Below are 14,273 nucleotides of genomic sequence, written 5' to 3'. Positions count from 1 at the left end.
TGGGGTGGGGGGGGGGGGTGGGGGGGTTGTTTGTGGGGGGGGGGGGGGGGGGGGGGGGGGGGGCCCGGGCCCCCCCCCCCCCACCCCCCTGCAACACGGCTTCGCCGCGTTGTCCTCAAACTCCCCCAGCTACCGCTGGGAGGTGCCCCCAACGGGCTGGATATCAGCCCGTCCGGCGTTTGAGGACGCGCCCGCAGGGCGCTGGGGGTCCGGGGGTCTCCCCCGGTTTCGGGAAGGGGCGGGGCTGGGGAAAGAGCCCGCCGCAGGCGCGAGCCCCCCGCCCCTCACCCCCGCGTCAAAGACAAAAGCTCCCGCCCCGGCCCCACCGGCACATGTCCCGCCCGCCACACCGCCCGCAGATCACGCCGCAGGCGAACTCCCACCGGCACCTCCACGAGCCGCCGGGAAGCCAGCTCCTCACCCACCGCGAGCTCGCTCAGCACGGAAGGTCCCGCGCCGCTCACGACGGCGGACTTCACGGCCGTCGTCGACGACAGTTCGAGCAGGGGGACGGCGAGACCCCCGTGAGAAGCGAGCGCGGCGTCGAGCACCTGCCGCGTCCCCGAGCCGGGTTCGCGCAGGATCAAGGGGGTGGCCGCCAGCTCCGCAGGGGGCAGCGGGGCGCGGCGGCGCGCCCACGCGTGGGAGGGGGCCACCACGACGACGAGCCGGTCGTGGCCGACGACCGCGCCGTCCAGGCCGGCCGGCACGGCCAGGCCCTCGACGAAGCCGAGGTCGGCCTCACCGGCGCGCAGCCGGTCGGCGACGGCGGCGGAGTTCCCGGCGAGCAGCGAGACGGCGGTGCCGGGCAACTGCCGGTGCAGGGCGATGAGCCAGCCCGGCAGCAGGTATTCGGCGATGGTCATGCTCGCGGCGACCCGCAGCCGCGAGTCCCGGCGCCCGCGCAGCGCCCGCGTCCCCGCGTCGAACGCCTCGGCGGCCTCGACGACCCGCCCGGCCCAGTCGGTGACGAGCGCCCCCGCCTCCGTGAGCCGCGAGCCGCGCGGTGAGCGTTCGACCAGGGCCACGCCGAGCTGTCGCTCCATGCTGCGGATCCGGCTGCTGGCGGCCGGCTGGGTGATGCCCAGCTCCTTCGCCGCCCGCCCCAGGCTGCCCAGCCGGGCCACGGCGAGCAGGAGCTCCAGCGCCCCGAGATCGGGTACCCGGTGGGCGAGAGGGCTGCTCGGATCACTCATAAACCCAGCTTATGCCCTCATAGACCGATGGCCTCTGGTTGCACGGAGTGCCATGGGTGATCGTGGAGGCATGACCACGCTCGTCCACCCCAGCCCCACCCCTCTCACGCGTCACGAACCGCGGCCGGGTGTCCGCCATCTCGGCCCGAACTGGTACGCCGCCGTGATGGGCACCGCCATCGTCGCGGGCGCCGGAGCCGCGCTCCCGGCGCACTCGCCGGGGCTGCGGGTGGCGTACGAGGCCGTCTGGGCGCTGGCCGCCCTCGCTCTCCTCACCCTGCTCGCCGCCCGCGCCGCGCACTGGGCGCGCCACGGTGACCAGGCCCGGCGGCACCTCGCCGACCCGGGCGTCGCGCCGTTCTACGGCTGCCTGGCCATGGCCCTGCTCGCCGTCGGCGGCACCACCCTCTCCGTCGGCTCGGGCGTCATCGGCACGTCCGCGGCCGTGGCCGTCGACTCCGTCCTGTGGGTGGGCGGCACCGTGCTCGGCCTGGTCGCCGCTGCGGGCATCCCGTATCTGATGGTGACCCGGCACCGGGTCGAGCCCGGCGCCGCCTCGCCCGTCTGGCTGCTGCCGGTGGTCGCCCCCATGGTCTCCGCCGCGAACGGCCCGGCGCTGGTCGCGCACCTGCCGGCCGGGCAGTGGCGGGCGGCGATGCTGCTGGGCTGCTACGCGCTGTTCGGCATGAGCCTGCTGATGACGCTCGCCATCCTGCCGATGCTCCTCTCGCGGCTGGTGCACCACGGTCCGCTGCCCCTGGCGATGACCCCGACCCTCTTCCTGGTGCTGGGCCCGCTGGGCCAGTCCGCGACGGCCGTGAACAACCTCGCCGACGCGGCGCCGGGAGCCGTCGCGGCCCCGTACGCGCACGCGATGTCCGCGTTCGGCGTGCTCTACGGCGTCCCGGTGATGGGCTTCGCGCTGCTGTGGCTGGCGCTGGCCACGGCCATGGTGGTGGGCGCGTTCCGGCGCGGGATGGGCTTCGGGATGACGTGGTGGGGCTTCACCTTTCCCATCGGCACCTGCGTCACCGGCGCCGCGGCGCTCGCCCGCCACACCCACCTGCACGCCTTCACCTGGCTGGCCGTCGGGCTCTACGCCCTGCTCGTCGCCGCCTGGGCGGTCGCCGCGACCGGCACCCTGCGGGGGCTGGTCAACGGCCGGCTGCTCGCAGCGCCGCGGCCAGCACCCGCGGCGCTTCGGTGAGCGAAGGGCCGTACCACGTGAGGTGACGGCCGCTGACCAGCGCGTACGGCAGCCCGGGGAACGCCTCCGGGCCGTCGTCGGCACTGAAGCGGTACGGCTCGTCCGGCAGGACGACCAGCTCGGCGCCGCACGAGGTCAACTCCTCCAGGGGCACGCGGGGATAGCGCTCCGCGTGCCCCGCGTACGCGTGCGCCACGCCGAGCCGGGCGAGGACGTCCCCGGCGAAGGTGTCCCGGCCGAGGACCATCCACGGCCGCCGCCACACCGGCACCACCGCCCGCACGGCGCGGCCCGTGGCCCGTACGTCCCGCCACGCCTCCTCGGCCTCCGCCAGCCACGCCGGCCGCTCCAGCCCGCACCCCGCCACCAGCACCCGTTCCAGCTCCGTGAACGCCTGCTCCAGCGTGCGCACTTCGGTGACCAGCACCCGCAGGCCCGCCGCGCGCAGAGCGGCGAGGTCGGGGGCGCGGTTCTCCTCCTCGTTGGCGAGGACGAGGTCGGGCGCGAGGGCGGCGATACGGGCCACGTCGGGGTTCTTCGTGCCGCCGATCCGCGTGACGCCGAGCCCGGCGGGGCGCTCGCACCAGTCGGTGGCACCGACGAGCAGCCCGGGCGCGCTGACGGCCACGGCCTCGGTGAGTGAGGGGACGAGGGACACCACGCGCCGTACGGCAGTGCGAATGGCCATGATCATAGAGTACGCCCGGGCGGCAACTCCTGTGACTATGCTGGCCGGTGCAGCTGGTTCGCCCCGTCCGCCAGTCGGGAGCGTCGCAAGAGGGAATCCGGTGCGAATCCGGAACTGCCCCGCAGCGGTGAGTGGGAACGAAAGCGGTCATACGCACTGGACGCCGTCCGGGAAGCGACCGCCGGTAGGTGACCGGCCCCTCGACGAGGGACCGGGGCGCGCCCGCGAGTCCGAAGACCTGCCACTGCCCGTATGCCCGCACGGGGTACGGACCGCACGAACTCCGGAGGAGAGTTCCGTGAAGCAGACGCATGTCGCACGTGTGAATCCCACGCTGCACGGCTATCCGCGGCAAGGCCCGGGCCGTGAGCTGAAGAAGGCCACCGAGAGCTATTGGGCCGGCCGCTTGGACGCGCGGCAACTCCTGGAAACGGCCGCCGCGTTGCGCGCCGCGGCCCGCGAGGAGCTGCGCGAGGCGGGCATCACCGAGGTGCCCACCGGCGACTTCTCGTTCTACGACCATGTGCTGGACACCGCCTGGGCGGTCGGCGCGGTGCCCGAGCGGCACCGGGCGGCGGCCACGACCGAGCTCGACGTCTATTTCGCCATGGCCCGCGGCACGGCGGACACGCCACCGCTGGAGATGACGAAGTGGTTCGACACCAACTACCACTACCTCGTACCGGAATTGGGACCGGATGCGCAATTCACGCCGGATTCCCGTAAGCAGGTCGGCGAATTCCGTGAGGCACGCGACGCGGGCTTCACGGCCCGGCCCGTGCTGCTGGGACCGATCAGCTTCCTGCTGCTGGCCAAGCCCGCGCCCGGCGCCGGTGCGGACTTCGAGCCGCTGACGCTCCTCGACCGGCTGCTGCCCGTCTACGCCTCGCTGCTCGCCGACCTGCGGGCGGCCGGAGCGGAGTGGGCGCAGCTGGACGAGCCCGCGCTCGTACAGGACCGGCCCCGGTCCGTGCTGAACGCCACCGCCCGCGCCTACCGCGAGCTCGGCGCGCTCACGGACCGTCCCCAACTGCTGGTCGCGTCCTACTTCGACCGGCTCGGCGACGCCCTGCCGGTGCTCGCCCAGGCCCCGGTCGAGGGGCTCGCGATGGACTTCACCGGCCCCGCGGCCGCCAATCTCGAAGAGCTCGCCGCGCTCGGCGGGCTCCCCGGCAAGCGGCTCATCGCGGGCGTCGTCGACGGCCGCAACATCTGGGCCGCCGACCTGGAGCGGGCGCTCTCCACCCTCGCCACCCTGCTCGGCCTGGTCGACCGGCTCGACGTCGCGCCGTCCTGCTCCCTGCTGCATGTGCCGCTCGACGTCACCGCCGAACGCGACCTCGACCCGCAGATCGCCCGCTGGCTCTCCTTCGCCCGCCAGAAGACGGCCGAAGTCGCCACCCTCGCAAGGGCGCTGAGCGAGGGCCGCGAGGCGGTGGCACCCCAGCTCGCCGCCAACCGCGCCGCCCTCGCCTCCCGCGCGGGCTCCGCGCTGACCCGCGACGCGGCCGTACGGGACCGCTGCGCGGCCGTCACCGCCGAGGACACCCGCCGCCCGCAGCCGTACGCGGAACGGGCCGCCGCCCAGCGCGCCCGGCTGGGCCTCCCGCCGCTGCCCACGACCACCATCGGCTCCTTCCCACAGACCGCCGAACTGCGCCGCGCGCGGGCCGATCTGCGCGCCGGGAAGATCACGGCCGAGGAGTACCGGGAGCGGATCGCCGCCGAGATCCGCGAGGTGATCGCCTTCCAGGAGAAGGCCGGCCTCGACGTGCTGGTGCACGGCGAGCCCGAACGCAACGACATGGTCCAGCACTTCGCCGAGCGGCTGAACGGCTACCTCGCCACCCGGCACGGCTGGGTGCAGTCCTACGGCACGCGCTACGTCCGGCCGCCGATCCTCGCCGGTGACGTCTCGCGGCCCGCGCCGATGACCGTCGAATGGACCCGCTACGCCCAGTCGTTGACCCAGCGCCCCGTGAAGGGCATGCTCACCGGCCCCGTCACCATGCTGTCCTGGTCCTTCGTCCGCGACGACCAGCCGCTCGCCGAGACCGCCCGCCAGGTGGCTCTCGCCCTCCGTGACGAGGTCGCCGACCTGGAGGCCGCGGGCACCGCCGTGATCCAGGTCGACGAGCCGGCCCTGCGCGAACTCCTGCCACTGCGGGCCGCCGCCCGGCCCGGCTATCTGGACTGGGCCACCGAGGCGTTCCGCCTCGCGACCAGCGGCGTCCGCGCCGACACCCAGATCCACACGCATATGTGCTACGCCGAGTTCGGCGAGATCGTCGCCGGGATCGAGGCCCTGGACGCGGACGTCATCAGCCTCGAAGCGGCACGCTCCCGGATGGCCGTCGCGGACGAGCTGGCGGCCGCGGGCTATCCGCGCGAGGCGGGCCCCGGTGTCTACGACATCCACTCACCGCGCGTCCCCCCGGTCGAGGAGATCGCCGAACTCCTGCGGCACGCGCTGCGCGCGGTCCCCGCGGAGCGGCTGTGGGTCAACCCCGACTGCGGCCTGAAGACCCGCGCCCCGGAGGAATCGGGCCCGGCGCTGGAGAACGTGGTCGCGGCGGCGCGCCGGGTCCGTGCGACGCTGCGCTGACTGTCCGCCTCGATGACGGCCCGCCGCTCTTGGGGGAGAGCGGCGGGGTGGGCCGGGGGTTCTTTCTTCATGGACCGGGTCGACGGCGAGACCGGTCCCTTCCGGCGCTTCCGCCAGAGCATGGAAGGGCTTCGCGTCATCGTGCGGTGTTCGGCGCAGGTGGAGTGACCGTGATTCGGCCAAGGCTGTAGTGAGTGTCCCCCTCGCCATGTCATCGAACTAACGTTCCCGCATGCTGGATCGACCGATCGGCATGGTGACGGAGGGGAACACCTATGCGCACAGCAAGGTCCTTGTCCGTGGCGGCTGTTGGCCTGGCGGCGGCCACTGTTCTGGGTTTCGGCACTTCTGCCTCGGCGGTGCCGTCGGCTGCCTCGGACAACTCGAACTCTTCAGCCGGGCATGTGATGGTGGACGGACACCGTGTGGTGACGGGGACCACCATCGGGGAGTGGGGCAAGACGACGAAGGGGGAGCGGTATTCGTTCACCTACAAGGCCGGCGAGACCAAGCCTTCCGGGCCCGCGGCTCCGGCGGCGGCGAGATGCTCGGTGTACATATCCGATGTCTCCTTCCACGGCGCCGGAGCCAGTTCGTATTTCCAGTGGGAGACCTCGCAGGTGTGCAGCGGGTCGTTCGGCGCGCAGAAGCTGCAGACGCAGATGTGGCGCAGCTCGTGGAGCGGGCCGCGCGCATACAACAACTGGCATGGCACGGGGCCGACGTCGAACAACTTCATCGACTTCGGATGGTCGACGGATTGTCACGACGGTGGCGGCACCTACACCTACTACCCTGTGATGCAGGGCTACGCCAGCGGTATCGGCTGGGGTCCGAAGACCCGTTCCAACAACGATCTGCGCGAGGGGTGCGGGACCAGGGCTCCGAATCCGTAGGAGAGACGCATGGTCGAACAACCTCCCACGCGGTACTCGTCCAAAGGAACGCCCCTGGGGCGTACCGCGGACACCATCAGGTTCAGCGCCGGCTACTCCACCGAGACCCCGCATGCCCGCAAGCTGTGGTGGCGAATCAGGGACGTGTTCCGCCGGCCGGTGAAGAACGGCAGGTAGTACCACCGAGCATGTGAGCACCGGGCACGACTGGGCCCTCGCTGCGGGAACGCCTCGCGGGGAGGGTCCGGAGTCTCGGACCGATTGCGGACTGTCTGAATGCCGTGTCGCCGGCGCGACCCGGATAACGGAGTGCTGGGGGTGGCCTCGTCGCTCGGTGTGGCGCGAGCTGCCGGCCGTCCACCGGAGTGGCTGAGATCCACGGCTCTTCACATGTCGTTAACACAGCGTGGCATGTGCGTACTTGACCGTAGTCGACAGACGGCGTTTGACTCTGGTCGTTTGCGTCCAGCGGCGTCGCCCCCGGACCGGCTCGACGCGCGAGCGTGCCCATGCCCCTGTGAACTCGGAGACCCCCGTGACCTCTGGCGTGACCCCCGAACCGCTCTCCCCGCTCGACCTCTCCTTCTGGAACATCGAGTCCGCCGGCCACCCCCTGCACATGGGCGGGCTCTTCGTCTTCGACGCCGACAGCCCGGACGCCGCCCAGCGGGCCGCCGGGCTGATCGCCGCGCGGGCGGCCCGTACGCCGGGTCTGAACACCCGCATACGCTCGGTCTTGTTCCCCGTCGGCGGAGCCGTCCGTGATGTGGACCCCGGCTTCGACCCGTTGAATCACGTGCGTCTCACCGCGCCCGTACGGGACTTCCTCACGGCCGCCGGGATTCTGATGCAGCGGCCCCTGGACCGGGAGCGGCCGCCGTGGGCCGCGCATGTGCTGCCCGGCGCGGACGGTACGTCCTTCGCCGTCCTGTTCACCTTCCACCACGCCCACGCGGACGGCATACGCGCGGCCTCGTACGTCATGTCCCTCTTCGACGGGGCACCCGTTCCCGCCGATGCGTCCCGGCCGCCGAGGCGCGGTTCCGGACCGCGCCTGCCCGGACCGCGCGAGCTGCCCGGTCTGGTGCGGGGCGCCGTCACCGACGCCGGACGGGGCCTTGCCATCGCCTCCGCCATGGTCGGCGCCGCCCTGGACGTGAACTCCTCGCCCGCCCTCGCCTCCCGCGCCACCGGCGCCCGGCGCGCCGAAGGCGCCATCGTCGACCTGCGCGACGTGAAGCGCGTCCGCGAGACCACCGGCGGCACCACCAACGACGTCCTCCTCGCCGTGGTCGCGGGCGGCATGCGGCGCTGGCTCGACAAGCGCGGCGACGGCAGCGCCGGCGTACGCCCCCGCGCCCTCGTCCCCGTGTCGCTGCGCGACCCGAGCGACCCGACCGCCTCGGGCAACCGGCTCTCCGGCTATCTGACCCGGCTCCCCGTCGACGAGCCCGACCCCCTCGCCCGCGTGCGCGCGGTACGCGAGGCCATGGAACGCAACAAGCAGGCCGGGCCCGCCGGCGGCGCGGGAGCCGTCGCACTGCTCGCCGACTTCATCCCGCCCCTCGGCCACCGCTTCGGCGGCCGCATGATCGCCCGCTCGGGCCGCCTCTTCTACGACCTGCTCGTCTCCAGCGTCCCGATGCGCGGTGCGCGTGGCCTCACCCTGGCCGACAGCCGAGTCCGCGAGGCATATCCGCTGGCCCCGCTCGCCCCCGGGCAGTCCCTCGCCGTGGGTGTCACCCCGTACGAGAACCACGTCTTCTACGGTCTGCTCGCCGACGCGGTCGCCGTGCCGGACCTGGACCTGCTGGCCCGCTCGATCGTGGAGGAGGCGGCGGAGCTGGCGGCTGTCTGCGAGGGGTGAGCGCCGGCCGTCCACGGGGTCGGTTCTCGTCCTCAGGCGAAGCCGCAGCAGTTCCCGCTGGGACACGCGGTCTCCGGAGGCACGGATGCCGCCGGGCCTCCGCCGGAGGCGCCGGTTCCTGGCTGCGGTAACGCTTCGCGGGGAGGGCCCACTTCCGCCCGGAGAAGCTCGTCGGCTCCGGTGGCGCAGGCGAGGCCGGGGGTGTGGCCGGGCGAGGCAGCGCGACGGGCCGGTGGGCAGACGCTCGCCCCGGACCCGCCCGAAGTGGCTCACGTGCGCCGGGAGAAGAAGGCGACGAACCCGATGTAGGAGACGGCGGCGGTGGCCACGAACCAGAAGTACGGATCGCCGCTTCTTCCCGATGCCAGTTCACCGATGAAGGCGCAGAGATTCCCCACGGTGAGCATGACGCCCGTGCCGGCCCAGGCCAGCCCCCCGATCCGGGCGAAGCGCTCGTCGGGAGCCTTCTCGGTGATGCCCTGATAGGTCTCGTTCCGGCGCCCCAGCAGCACCAGGGCAAGGCCGCAGGCCGCCAGGATCGCGAACGTCACCAGGCCGAGAGCGAGATGACCGCCGACGGTCGCGGCCACGAGGCAGGCGGCTCCGACGGCGAGGAAGAAGCCGGGGACGGACCGCCTGGCCGCGCTACCGGTCGTCTGCTGGGCCCTCATTGGCATAAAACAACTCCTCAACCCTGATCTCGAAGAACTTGCCCAGGGCGAAGGCGAGCGGCAGCGACGGCGTGTACCGCTCTGTCTCGATCGCGTTGACCGTCTGCCGCGAGACCCCGAGGGCGGCTCCCAGCTGCCCCTGGGAGAGCCCGCGCGCCGACCGCAGTTCTCTGACCCTGTTTCGCACGTGTCAAGCTTGCTTGTCACCATCGATGACTGTCAAGCTTGCTTTACAGGGAGGGGGGGGCGAGCTTAACTTGCTGTTGCTGTACGGAGGTTCGGTGGTGGCGTCAGGCGCCCCCTCCGCCACCGGCGCCGAGCGGCACCGGCGGCGGGCTGCGGCGGCGATGGATCAGCCGCTAGTGGCGATCGAGTGCGCGGGGAACGGCAGTACCGGCACCGAAGCGCCCGCGTCGACGGTGTACCGGTCGCCGGTGTAGCCCGTGCCGGAGTACACCACCACCCACGATCCTCGTTTGTTCCAGATGGAGCGGACGGGGCCGCCCGTGTCGCCGGTCGAGTATTGCCACGCGTAGGTGTCGTCGGTATAGCCGATTCCGCTCCAGCCGCAGACGACATTCACGGCAGCGTCGCACTGGGAATGAGACATGGGACGGAGCTCGGAACTCTCCGCTGTGGCGGTAACCTGGCTCGTCAGTGACAGGCCGAGAACGGCGGCGATGGTCCCGATCTTGAGAGTCGAACGCAAGGTTTCTCCCCAGGTTCATCGGTACGTGGGCCAGATCCCAGTCTGCCCGATGTCGAGGCCCGTCGTTGGTGAGGCTGTCCCCTTGGGCCTACCTCATGCACTTGGCGTACCGCAGCGGTCATGGGCCGTCAGCCCTACCGGCACTACGCTTTGAAGGTCGGTGTCGCTCGCGATGGCGGTGATGAAGGTGGACCAGGCGGTGGTCGGTGGGGTTATGACGGGGCCGTCCGGGTTCTTGCTGTCGCGTATGGGGACGATGTCGGGGAACTGGCGGTCGGCGAGTTCGACACAGTCGTTGTCGTTGAGCCCCGTGTAGCTGCTCTTGCGCCATACGGCTGTGGTCAGGTCAGGTCGGCTGGTGGGCACGGGTACTTCTCCTCAAGCGCTTTGCGAATCAACGTGATTGACTCCCCAGGGGGTAGGGACTCACGCCACAGCTGTTCGTACACGGCTGAGTATTGGGCGATCTCGGCCGCATTGGTGACGTAGAGACCACCTTTGGTGGGGGCAGCCCGATAGACGATCCTGCGGCCGCCCTTGAAGGTCATGATCTGGGTCAGGCCGAAATCGCGGCTTGCCCCGCTGACGGTGAAGGGGATCAGCCTCAGGTCGACGTTCGTCAACGTCATCCTGTCGAGCATGTAGAGAAGCTGGCCCCGCATGAGCTTGGCATCGCCAACGGTGCGGTCGAATGCCGACTGGTCAAGGAGGGCTCGGAACGACGGCGGATCGGGACGATCGAGAAGGGCGCGCCTGCGTTGGCGATACGCGACCTTCGCGTCAAGGTCACCACCGTAGTAGGGCATGCCGAGCTGGAGGATCGCCCTGATGTAGTCGTCGGATTGCAGCAGGGCGGGCAAGGTGCTGGCGAGTTGATGGATTTCCACGGCCTTCGACTCGTATCCGAAATACTTCACGACCCATTTCGCCGAGGGGTCATCGTTGAGTCGATCCCAGATCTCAAACAACGTGCCGTTTGCGTCGAGAGCCCGGTCCAGGGCTTCTGCGACCTCCCGGATGGGGCGTACGTGCCCGTTCTCGAACTTCGAGATCGCCGTATTGGAAATCCTGATGGCCTGGCCGAGCTCGGCCTGGGACCAGCCCTTGGCCTCCCGCAGGGAGCGGATCACCACTCCGAGCTGCGCGATGTGAGACCGCGACGGATCGAGCCGCGTAGGCGCGGGCATACGTGCAACCCCCATTTGAATCTCCGCAGAGGCAAGCCCTCAATCGGCCTGAGCATAGGCGGCCCGGCAGATACTTGGAACCGGAACCGAGAGCCCAACTCTCGGTGTTTGACGCTGTGTTCGAATCTCCAGCGTTGTGATGCCCGCCCTGCGCCACCGCACACGTACGTTCCCGAGGAGCGCCCCGCCATGCCCGTATGCCCCGGCACCGCCGTCACCCCCGTAGGACGCCCCGACTCACCCCACCCCGACGGCGACGACCTCATCCGGTCGGTGATCCGTACGATCCTCGGCGCCCCCAGTCACATCTCCCCGCCCGTCGGCAGCGTCACCTCCTCCACCGTCATCCTCCGCGCGTACATCAAGGAGACCGCCGCAGCCGTCCAGGCCGCCGCCGGAGTCCTGCCCCCGGGGGACCCGCGCCGGGAGGCCGCCGAGCGGAGCGCGGCGGAAGCGCTGCATCGGGGCACTGCCCTCGGGCCCGGCAGCGGGCTGCGGTCCGCCTTCGATCACGCCCGGGGGCTCGCGCGGGCCGCGCAGGAGCTGCGCGAACACCGAGCGGCGCTGCGGAACGGGGGGCAGCCGTGCTGAACCCCGTCGTCTCCCTGCCGCATTCGAGCGGGCCGCGCAGTACGCCGCCGGAGCGCCGGTGCCCGGAGTGCCTTCGTCTGGAAGGTGAGGGGCGGCGGGCCCTGCTCGGTGATGATCTCGACGCGCTGGAGGTCACCAACAGGCGGCACCGCCTGCACTACACCATCGCCCACCTGCGGCTGGGTGTCTGACTCAGCCCGTCGCCGCCGCGACCAGTGCGCGCGCCAGGCGGAGGTCCGGCCGCACCTCCGGGTGCCACTGGACGCCCAGGGCGAACGCCGCGCCCTCGTACTCCAGCGCCTCCACCGTGCCGTCCTCCGCGTACGCCGTCGGCGTCAGGCCCTCGCCCAGCCGGTCGACGCTCTGGTGGTGGTGGGTCGCCACGTCGCACGGATCGGGCATCAGGCTGCCGAGCCTGCTCGACAGGACGGGCTTGACGAGGTGGTCGCTGAAGACGCCCACCACGGGGTTGTGGCCCTCGTGGCCGACCACGTCCGGGGTGTGCTGATCGAGCGTGCCCCCGGCCTGGACGTTCATCAGCTGCATGCCCCGGCAGATGCCGAGCAGCGGCAGGCGCTGCCGCAACGCGGCGTTGAGCAGGGCCAGTTCCCAGCGGTCGCGCTCCGGTACGGGTGTGCCCGCGCGGGGGTGCGGCTCCTGGCCGTACATCGCGGGGTCCAGATCGTCGCCGCCCGCGAGGACCAGGCCGTCCAGGCGCCGGACCGCCGCGGCGGCGGTCGCGGGGTCGCCGGGCGGCAGCAGGACGGCCAGGGCGCCGGCGCGCTGGAAGTGTTCGACGTATGTGGTCGGCAGCACGGCCGCCCGCGTGTCCCAGGCGGCACCCCAACGGGCGCGTGCGTGATAGGTGCTGATGCCGATCAGCGGCTGCGTGTCCATGTGGTCAAGGTCCTTTCGACGTGGGGTCATTCTCGTGCGAGCTCGGCCTCCGCCGCGGCGAGCGCCGCGAACTCCTCCTCCGGCGCGCCCGCGACCAGGCGGTGCCTGCTGTAGAGGGCGAAGTACGCGGCGGCGACCGCGTACACACCCAGCGCGATCAGCGCGGCCGCCGTGTCCACGAGAAACGTCGCCACCAGGGCCGCGCAGGCGAGCACGAGGGCGACCGCCGAGGTCACCACGCCGCCCGGCGTGCGGTACGGCCGCTCCAGCCCCGGTTCGCGGCGGCGCAGCACGACGTGGGAGAGGGACATCAGGGCGTACGAGATCGTGGCGCCGAACACCGCGACGTTGAGCATGCGCGCCCCGTCGCCGGTCGCCGCCGCGAGCGTGAAGCCGAGCGCGCCGGGGACCAGCAGGCCGAGGTAGGGGGCCTTGCGGCGGCTGGTGAGGGAGAGGAGGCGGGGGAGGTAGCCGGCCCGGGAGAGCGCGAAGAGCTGCCGGGAGCCCGCGTAGATGAGGGAGAAGAACGAGGCCACCAGGCCCGCGAGCCCGGCGTAGTTGACGATCCGGCCGAGCGTGGTGGCGTGTCCGTCGCTCTGGAGGGCCGCGACCAGCGGATTGCCCGCGTCCTTCATGGCGTCGGCGCCACCCGCGCCGGTCGCGGCGAGGAACGTGCCGAGGGCCAGGAGGAGCAGGATGCCCATGGACGTGGCCATCGCCTTCGGCAGCGAGCGCGCCGGGTCCTTGGTCTCCTCGGCGGCCAGCGGTACCCCCTCGACGCCGAGGAAGAACCACATGCCGAACGGGAACGACGCCCAGATCCCCAGCGCCCCGAACGGCAGCCAGGACGAGGACCCGAACGCGCCGTGATCCACGGGGATGTCGTGCAGCCGCCCCGCGTCGAAGTCCGTGAACGCCCCCACCGCGAAGATCAGCAGCGCGGCGACCGCTATCCCCGTCACGACGAAGCTGAACTTCAGCGCCTCGCCCACGCCGTAGAGGTGGATGCCGATGAAGACGACGAAGCAGGCCAGATAGACGGGCCAGGAGGAGGTGAGCCCGAAGAGGTGCAGCGATTCGACGTAGTCGCCGATGAAGACGGAGATCGCGGCCGGTGCGAGGACGTATTCGATGAGGATCGCCGTGCCGGTGAGAAAGCCGCCCCAGGGACCGAGCGCGCGGCGCGCGAAGCCGTAGCCGCCGCCGGCGGTGGGGAGGACGGAGGCGAGCTCGGCCAGGGCGAAGACCATGCAGGTGTACATGAGGCCCATGAGGGCGGCGGCGACGGCGAGTCCGCCGAAGCCGCCGTGGGCGAGGCCGAAGTTCCAGCCGGAGTAGTCACCGGAGACGACGTAGGCGACGCCCAGTCCTGTGAGGAGGAGGGGGCCTGCGGTGCCTCTGCGCAGGGTGCGCTTTTCCAGGTAGGTGCTGTGGGGGGCGGTGGTGGGTGGGGCGGGGGGTGTCTCGGTGCGGTCTGGCATGTGCCGCGCTCCTGGCCCTGGGGGGTAAAGGTTTTGGGCCATACCTTTGCTGGCGCGTGGGGCGGATGGCAACCCTCTTGCGTAAAAGGGGGGTTACGGGTGGGGGGCGGTGCGCCTGCGGCGGGCTTTTTCCCCAGCCCCGCCCCTTCCCGGCTGCATCTGATGTGCGGCTCCGCCGCGTGGGGGGCGCGTGCCCCAGACCCCCGGCTGCGGGCCGGTTCGCCGCCTGCGGCGGGAGCGCCCTGCGGGCGCGTCCTCAAACGCCGGACGGGCTGGAT

Annotated in this window: 15 protein-coding genes and 1 riboswitch; of the genes, 6 read left to right on the top strand and 9 right to left on the bottom strand. The window is 71.8% G+C overall.

The window, feature by feature from the left end; all coding sequences use genetic code 11:
• Positions 1–284: 284 nt before the first annotated feature.
• Positions 285–1,196: a LysR family transcriptional regulator gene (locus ACZ4A5_RS30850; RefSeq protein ID WP_467591473.1), complete on the bottom strand. Its 912-nt coding sequence runs from the start codon at positions 1,194–1,196 to the stop codon at positions 285–287.
• Positions 1,197–1,266: 70 nt separating this feature from the next.
• On the opposite strand from ACZ4A5_RS30850, the gene ACZ4A5_RS30845 reads away from it, so the two are divergent.
• Positions 1,267–2,403, top strand: coding sequence for a TDT family transporter (locus tag ACZ4A5_RS30845; protein ID WP_467591470.1), 1,137 nt, complete (start codon positions 1,267–1,269; stop codon positions 2,401–2,403).
• On the opposite strand, the gene ACZ4A5_RS30840 is transcribed toward ACZ4A5_RS30845, so the two are convergent.
• The gene (locus ACZ4A5_RS30840) at positions 2,351–3,091 is read right to left on the bottom strand and encodes a helical backbone metal receptor (protein ID WP_467591467.1); all 741 of its coding nucleotides are present in this window, start codon (positions 3,089–3,091) and stop codon (positions 2,351–2,353) included. The two genes, ACZ4A5_RS30845 and ACZ4A5_RS30840, sit on opposite strands and share 53 nt — an antisense overlap.
• 36 nt (positions 3,092–3,127) lie before the next feature.
• Positions 3,128–3,351: riboswitch (cobalamin riboswitch) on the top strand.
• Between the two features lie 38 nt (positions 3,352–3,389).
• On the opposite strand from ACZ4A5_RS30840, the gene metE reads away from it, so the two are divergent.
• The 3 genes from metE to ACZ4A5_RS30825 all read left to right on the top strand — a co-directional run bounded on the left by metE (position 3,390) and on the right by ACZ4A5_RS30825 (position 8,459).
• Entirely contained in the window at positions 3,390–5,696 is a 2,307-nt protein-coding gene (gene metE, locus ACZ4A5_RS30835; RefSeq protein WP_467591465.1) for a 5-methyltetrahydropteroyltriglutamate--homocysteine S-methyltransferase, read from the top strand.
• 299 nt (positions 5,697–5,995) lie between these two features.
• The gene (locus ACZ4A5_RS30830; protein ID WP_467591462.1) at positions 5,996–6,592 is read left to right on the top strand and encodes a hypothetical protein; all 597 of its coding nucleotides are present in this window, start codon (positions 5,996–5,998) and stop codon (positions 6,590–6,592) included.
• Between the two features lie 547 nt (positions 6,593–7,139).
• On the top strand, positions 7,140–8,459 hold the full coding sequence (locus ACZ4A5_RS30825) for a wax ester/triacylglycerol synthase family O-acyltransferase (protein ID WP_467591476.1): 1,320 nt from the start codon (positions 7,140–7,142) through the stop codon (positions 8,457–8,459).
• Positions 8,460–8,728: 269 nt separating this feature from the next.
• On the opposite strand, the gene ACZ4A5_RS30820 is transcribed toward ACZ4A5_RS30825, so the two are convergent.
• The 5 genes from ACZ4A5_RS30820 to ACZ4A5_RS30800 form a co-directional block, all read right to left on the bottom strand.
• Positions 8,729–9,136, bottom strand: coding sequence for a hypothetical protein (locus ACZ4A5_RS30820; protein ID WP_467591460.1), 408 nt, complete (start codon positions 9,134–9,136; stop codon positions 8,729–8,731).
• A complete protein-coding gene (locus tag ACZ4A5_RS30815; RefSeq protein ID WP_467591457.1) occupies positions 9,105–9,317 on the bottom strand; it encodes a helix-turn-helix transcriptional regulator in 213 nt (70 codons plus the stop codon). The genes ACZ4A5_RS30820 and ACZ4A5_RS30815 overlap by 32 nt, the downstream gene beginning before the upstream one ends.
• Before the next feature lie 165 nt (positions 9,318–9,482).
• Positions 9,483–9,740, bottom strand: a complete 258-nt coding sequence (locus tag ACZ4A5_RS30810; protein ID WP_467591454.1) for a peptidase inhibitor family I36 protein — start codon at positions 9,738–9,740, stop codon at positions 9,483–9,485.
• A gap of 192 nt (positions 9,741–9,932) precedes the next feature.
• Positions 9,933–10,205, bottom strand: a complete 273-nt coding sequence (locus tag ACZ4A5_RS30805; protein WP_467591451.1) for a DUF397 domain-containing protein — start codon at positions 10,203–10,205, stop codon at positions 9,933–9,935.
• Positions 10,181–11,041, bottom strand: a complete 861-nt coding sequence (locus tag ACZ4A5_RS30800; RefSeq protein WP_467591448.1) for a helix-turn-helix domain-containing protein — start codon at positions 11,039–11,041, stop codon at positions 10,181–10,183. Before ACZ4A5_RS30800 ends, ACZ4A5_RS30805 begins: the two co-directional genes overlap by 25 nt.
• Positions 11,042–11,215: 174 nt before the next feature.
• Between ACZ4A5_RS30800 and ACZ4A5_RS30795 the strand changes: the two genes are divergently transcribed.
• Positions 11,216–11,617, top strand: a complete 402-nt coding sequence (locus tag ACZ4A5_RS30795; protein ID WP_467591446.1) for a DUF6415 family natural product biosynthesis protein — start codon at positions 11,216–11,218, stop codon at positions 11,615–11,617.
• A complete protein-coding gene (locus ACZ4A5_RS30790; protein ID WP_467591443.1) occupies positions 11,611–11,808 on the top strand; it encodes a hypothetical protein in 198 nt (65 codons plus the stop codon). Before ACZ4A5_RS30795 ends, ACZ4A5_RS30790 begins: the two co-directional genes overlap by 7 nt.
• A gap of 1 nt (position 11,809) precedes the next feature.
• Here the strand turns inward: ACZ4A5_RS30790 and ACZ4A5_RS30785 are convergent, their stop codons facing one another.
• Complete coding sequence (locus ACZ4A5_RS30785; RefSeq protein WP_467591441.1) at positions 11,810–12,514, bottom strand: gamma-glutamyl-gamma-aminobutyrate hydrolase family protein; 705 nt, start codon at positions 12,512–12,514, stop codon at positions 11,810–11,812.
• Between the two features lie 26 nt (positions 12,515–12,540).
• Positions 12,541–13,995, bottom strand: coding sequence for an ethanolamine permease (gene eat / locus ACZ4A5_RS30780; protein WP_467591438.1), 1,455 nt, complete (start codon positions 13,993–13,995; stop codon positions 12,541–12,543).
• Positions 13,996–14,273 lie beyond the last annotated feature (278 nt).

Source organism: Streptomyces sp. NPDC025618, assembly GCF_055558795.1.
This window is presented reverse-complemented; position numbering and strand designations above follow the sequence as displayed.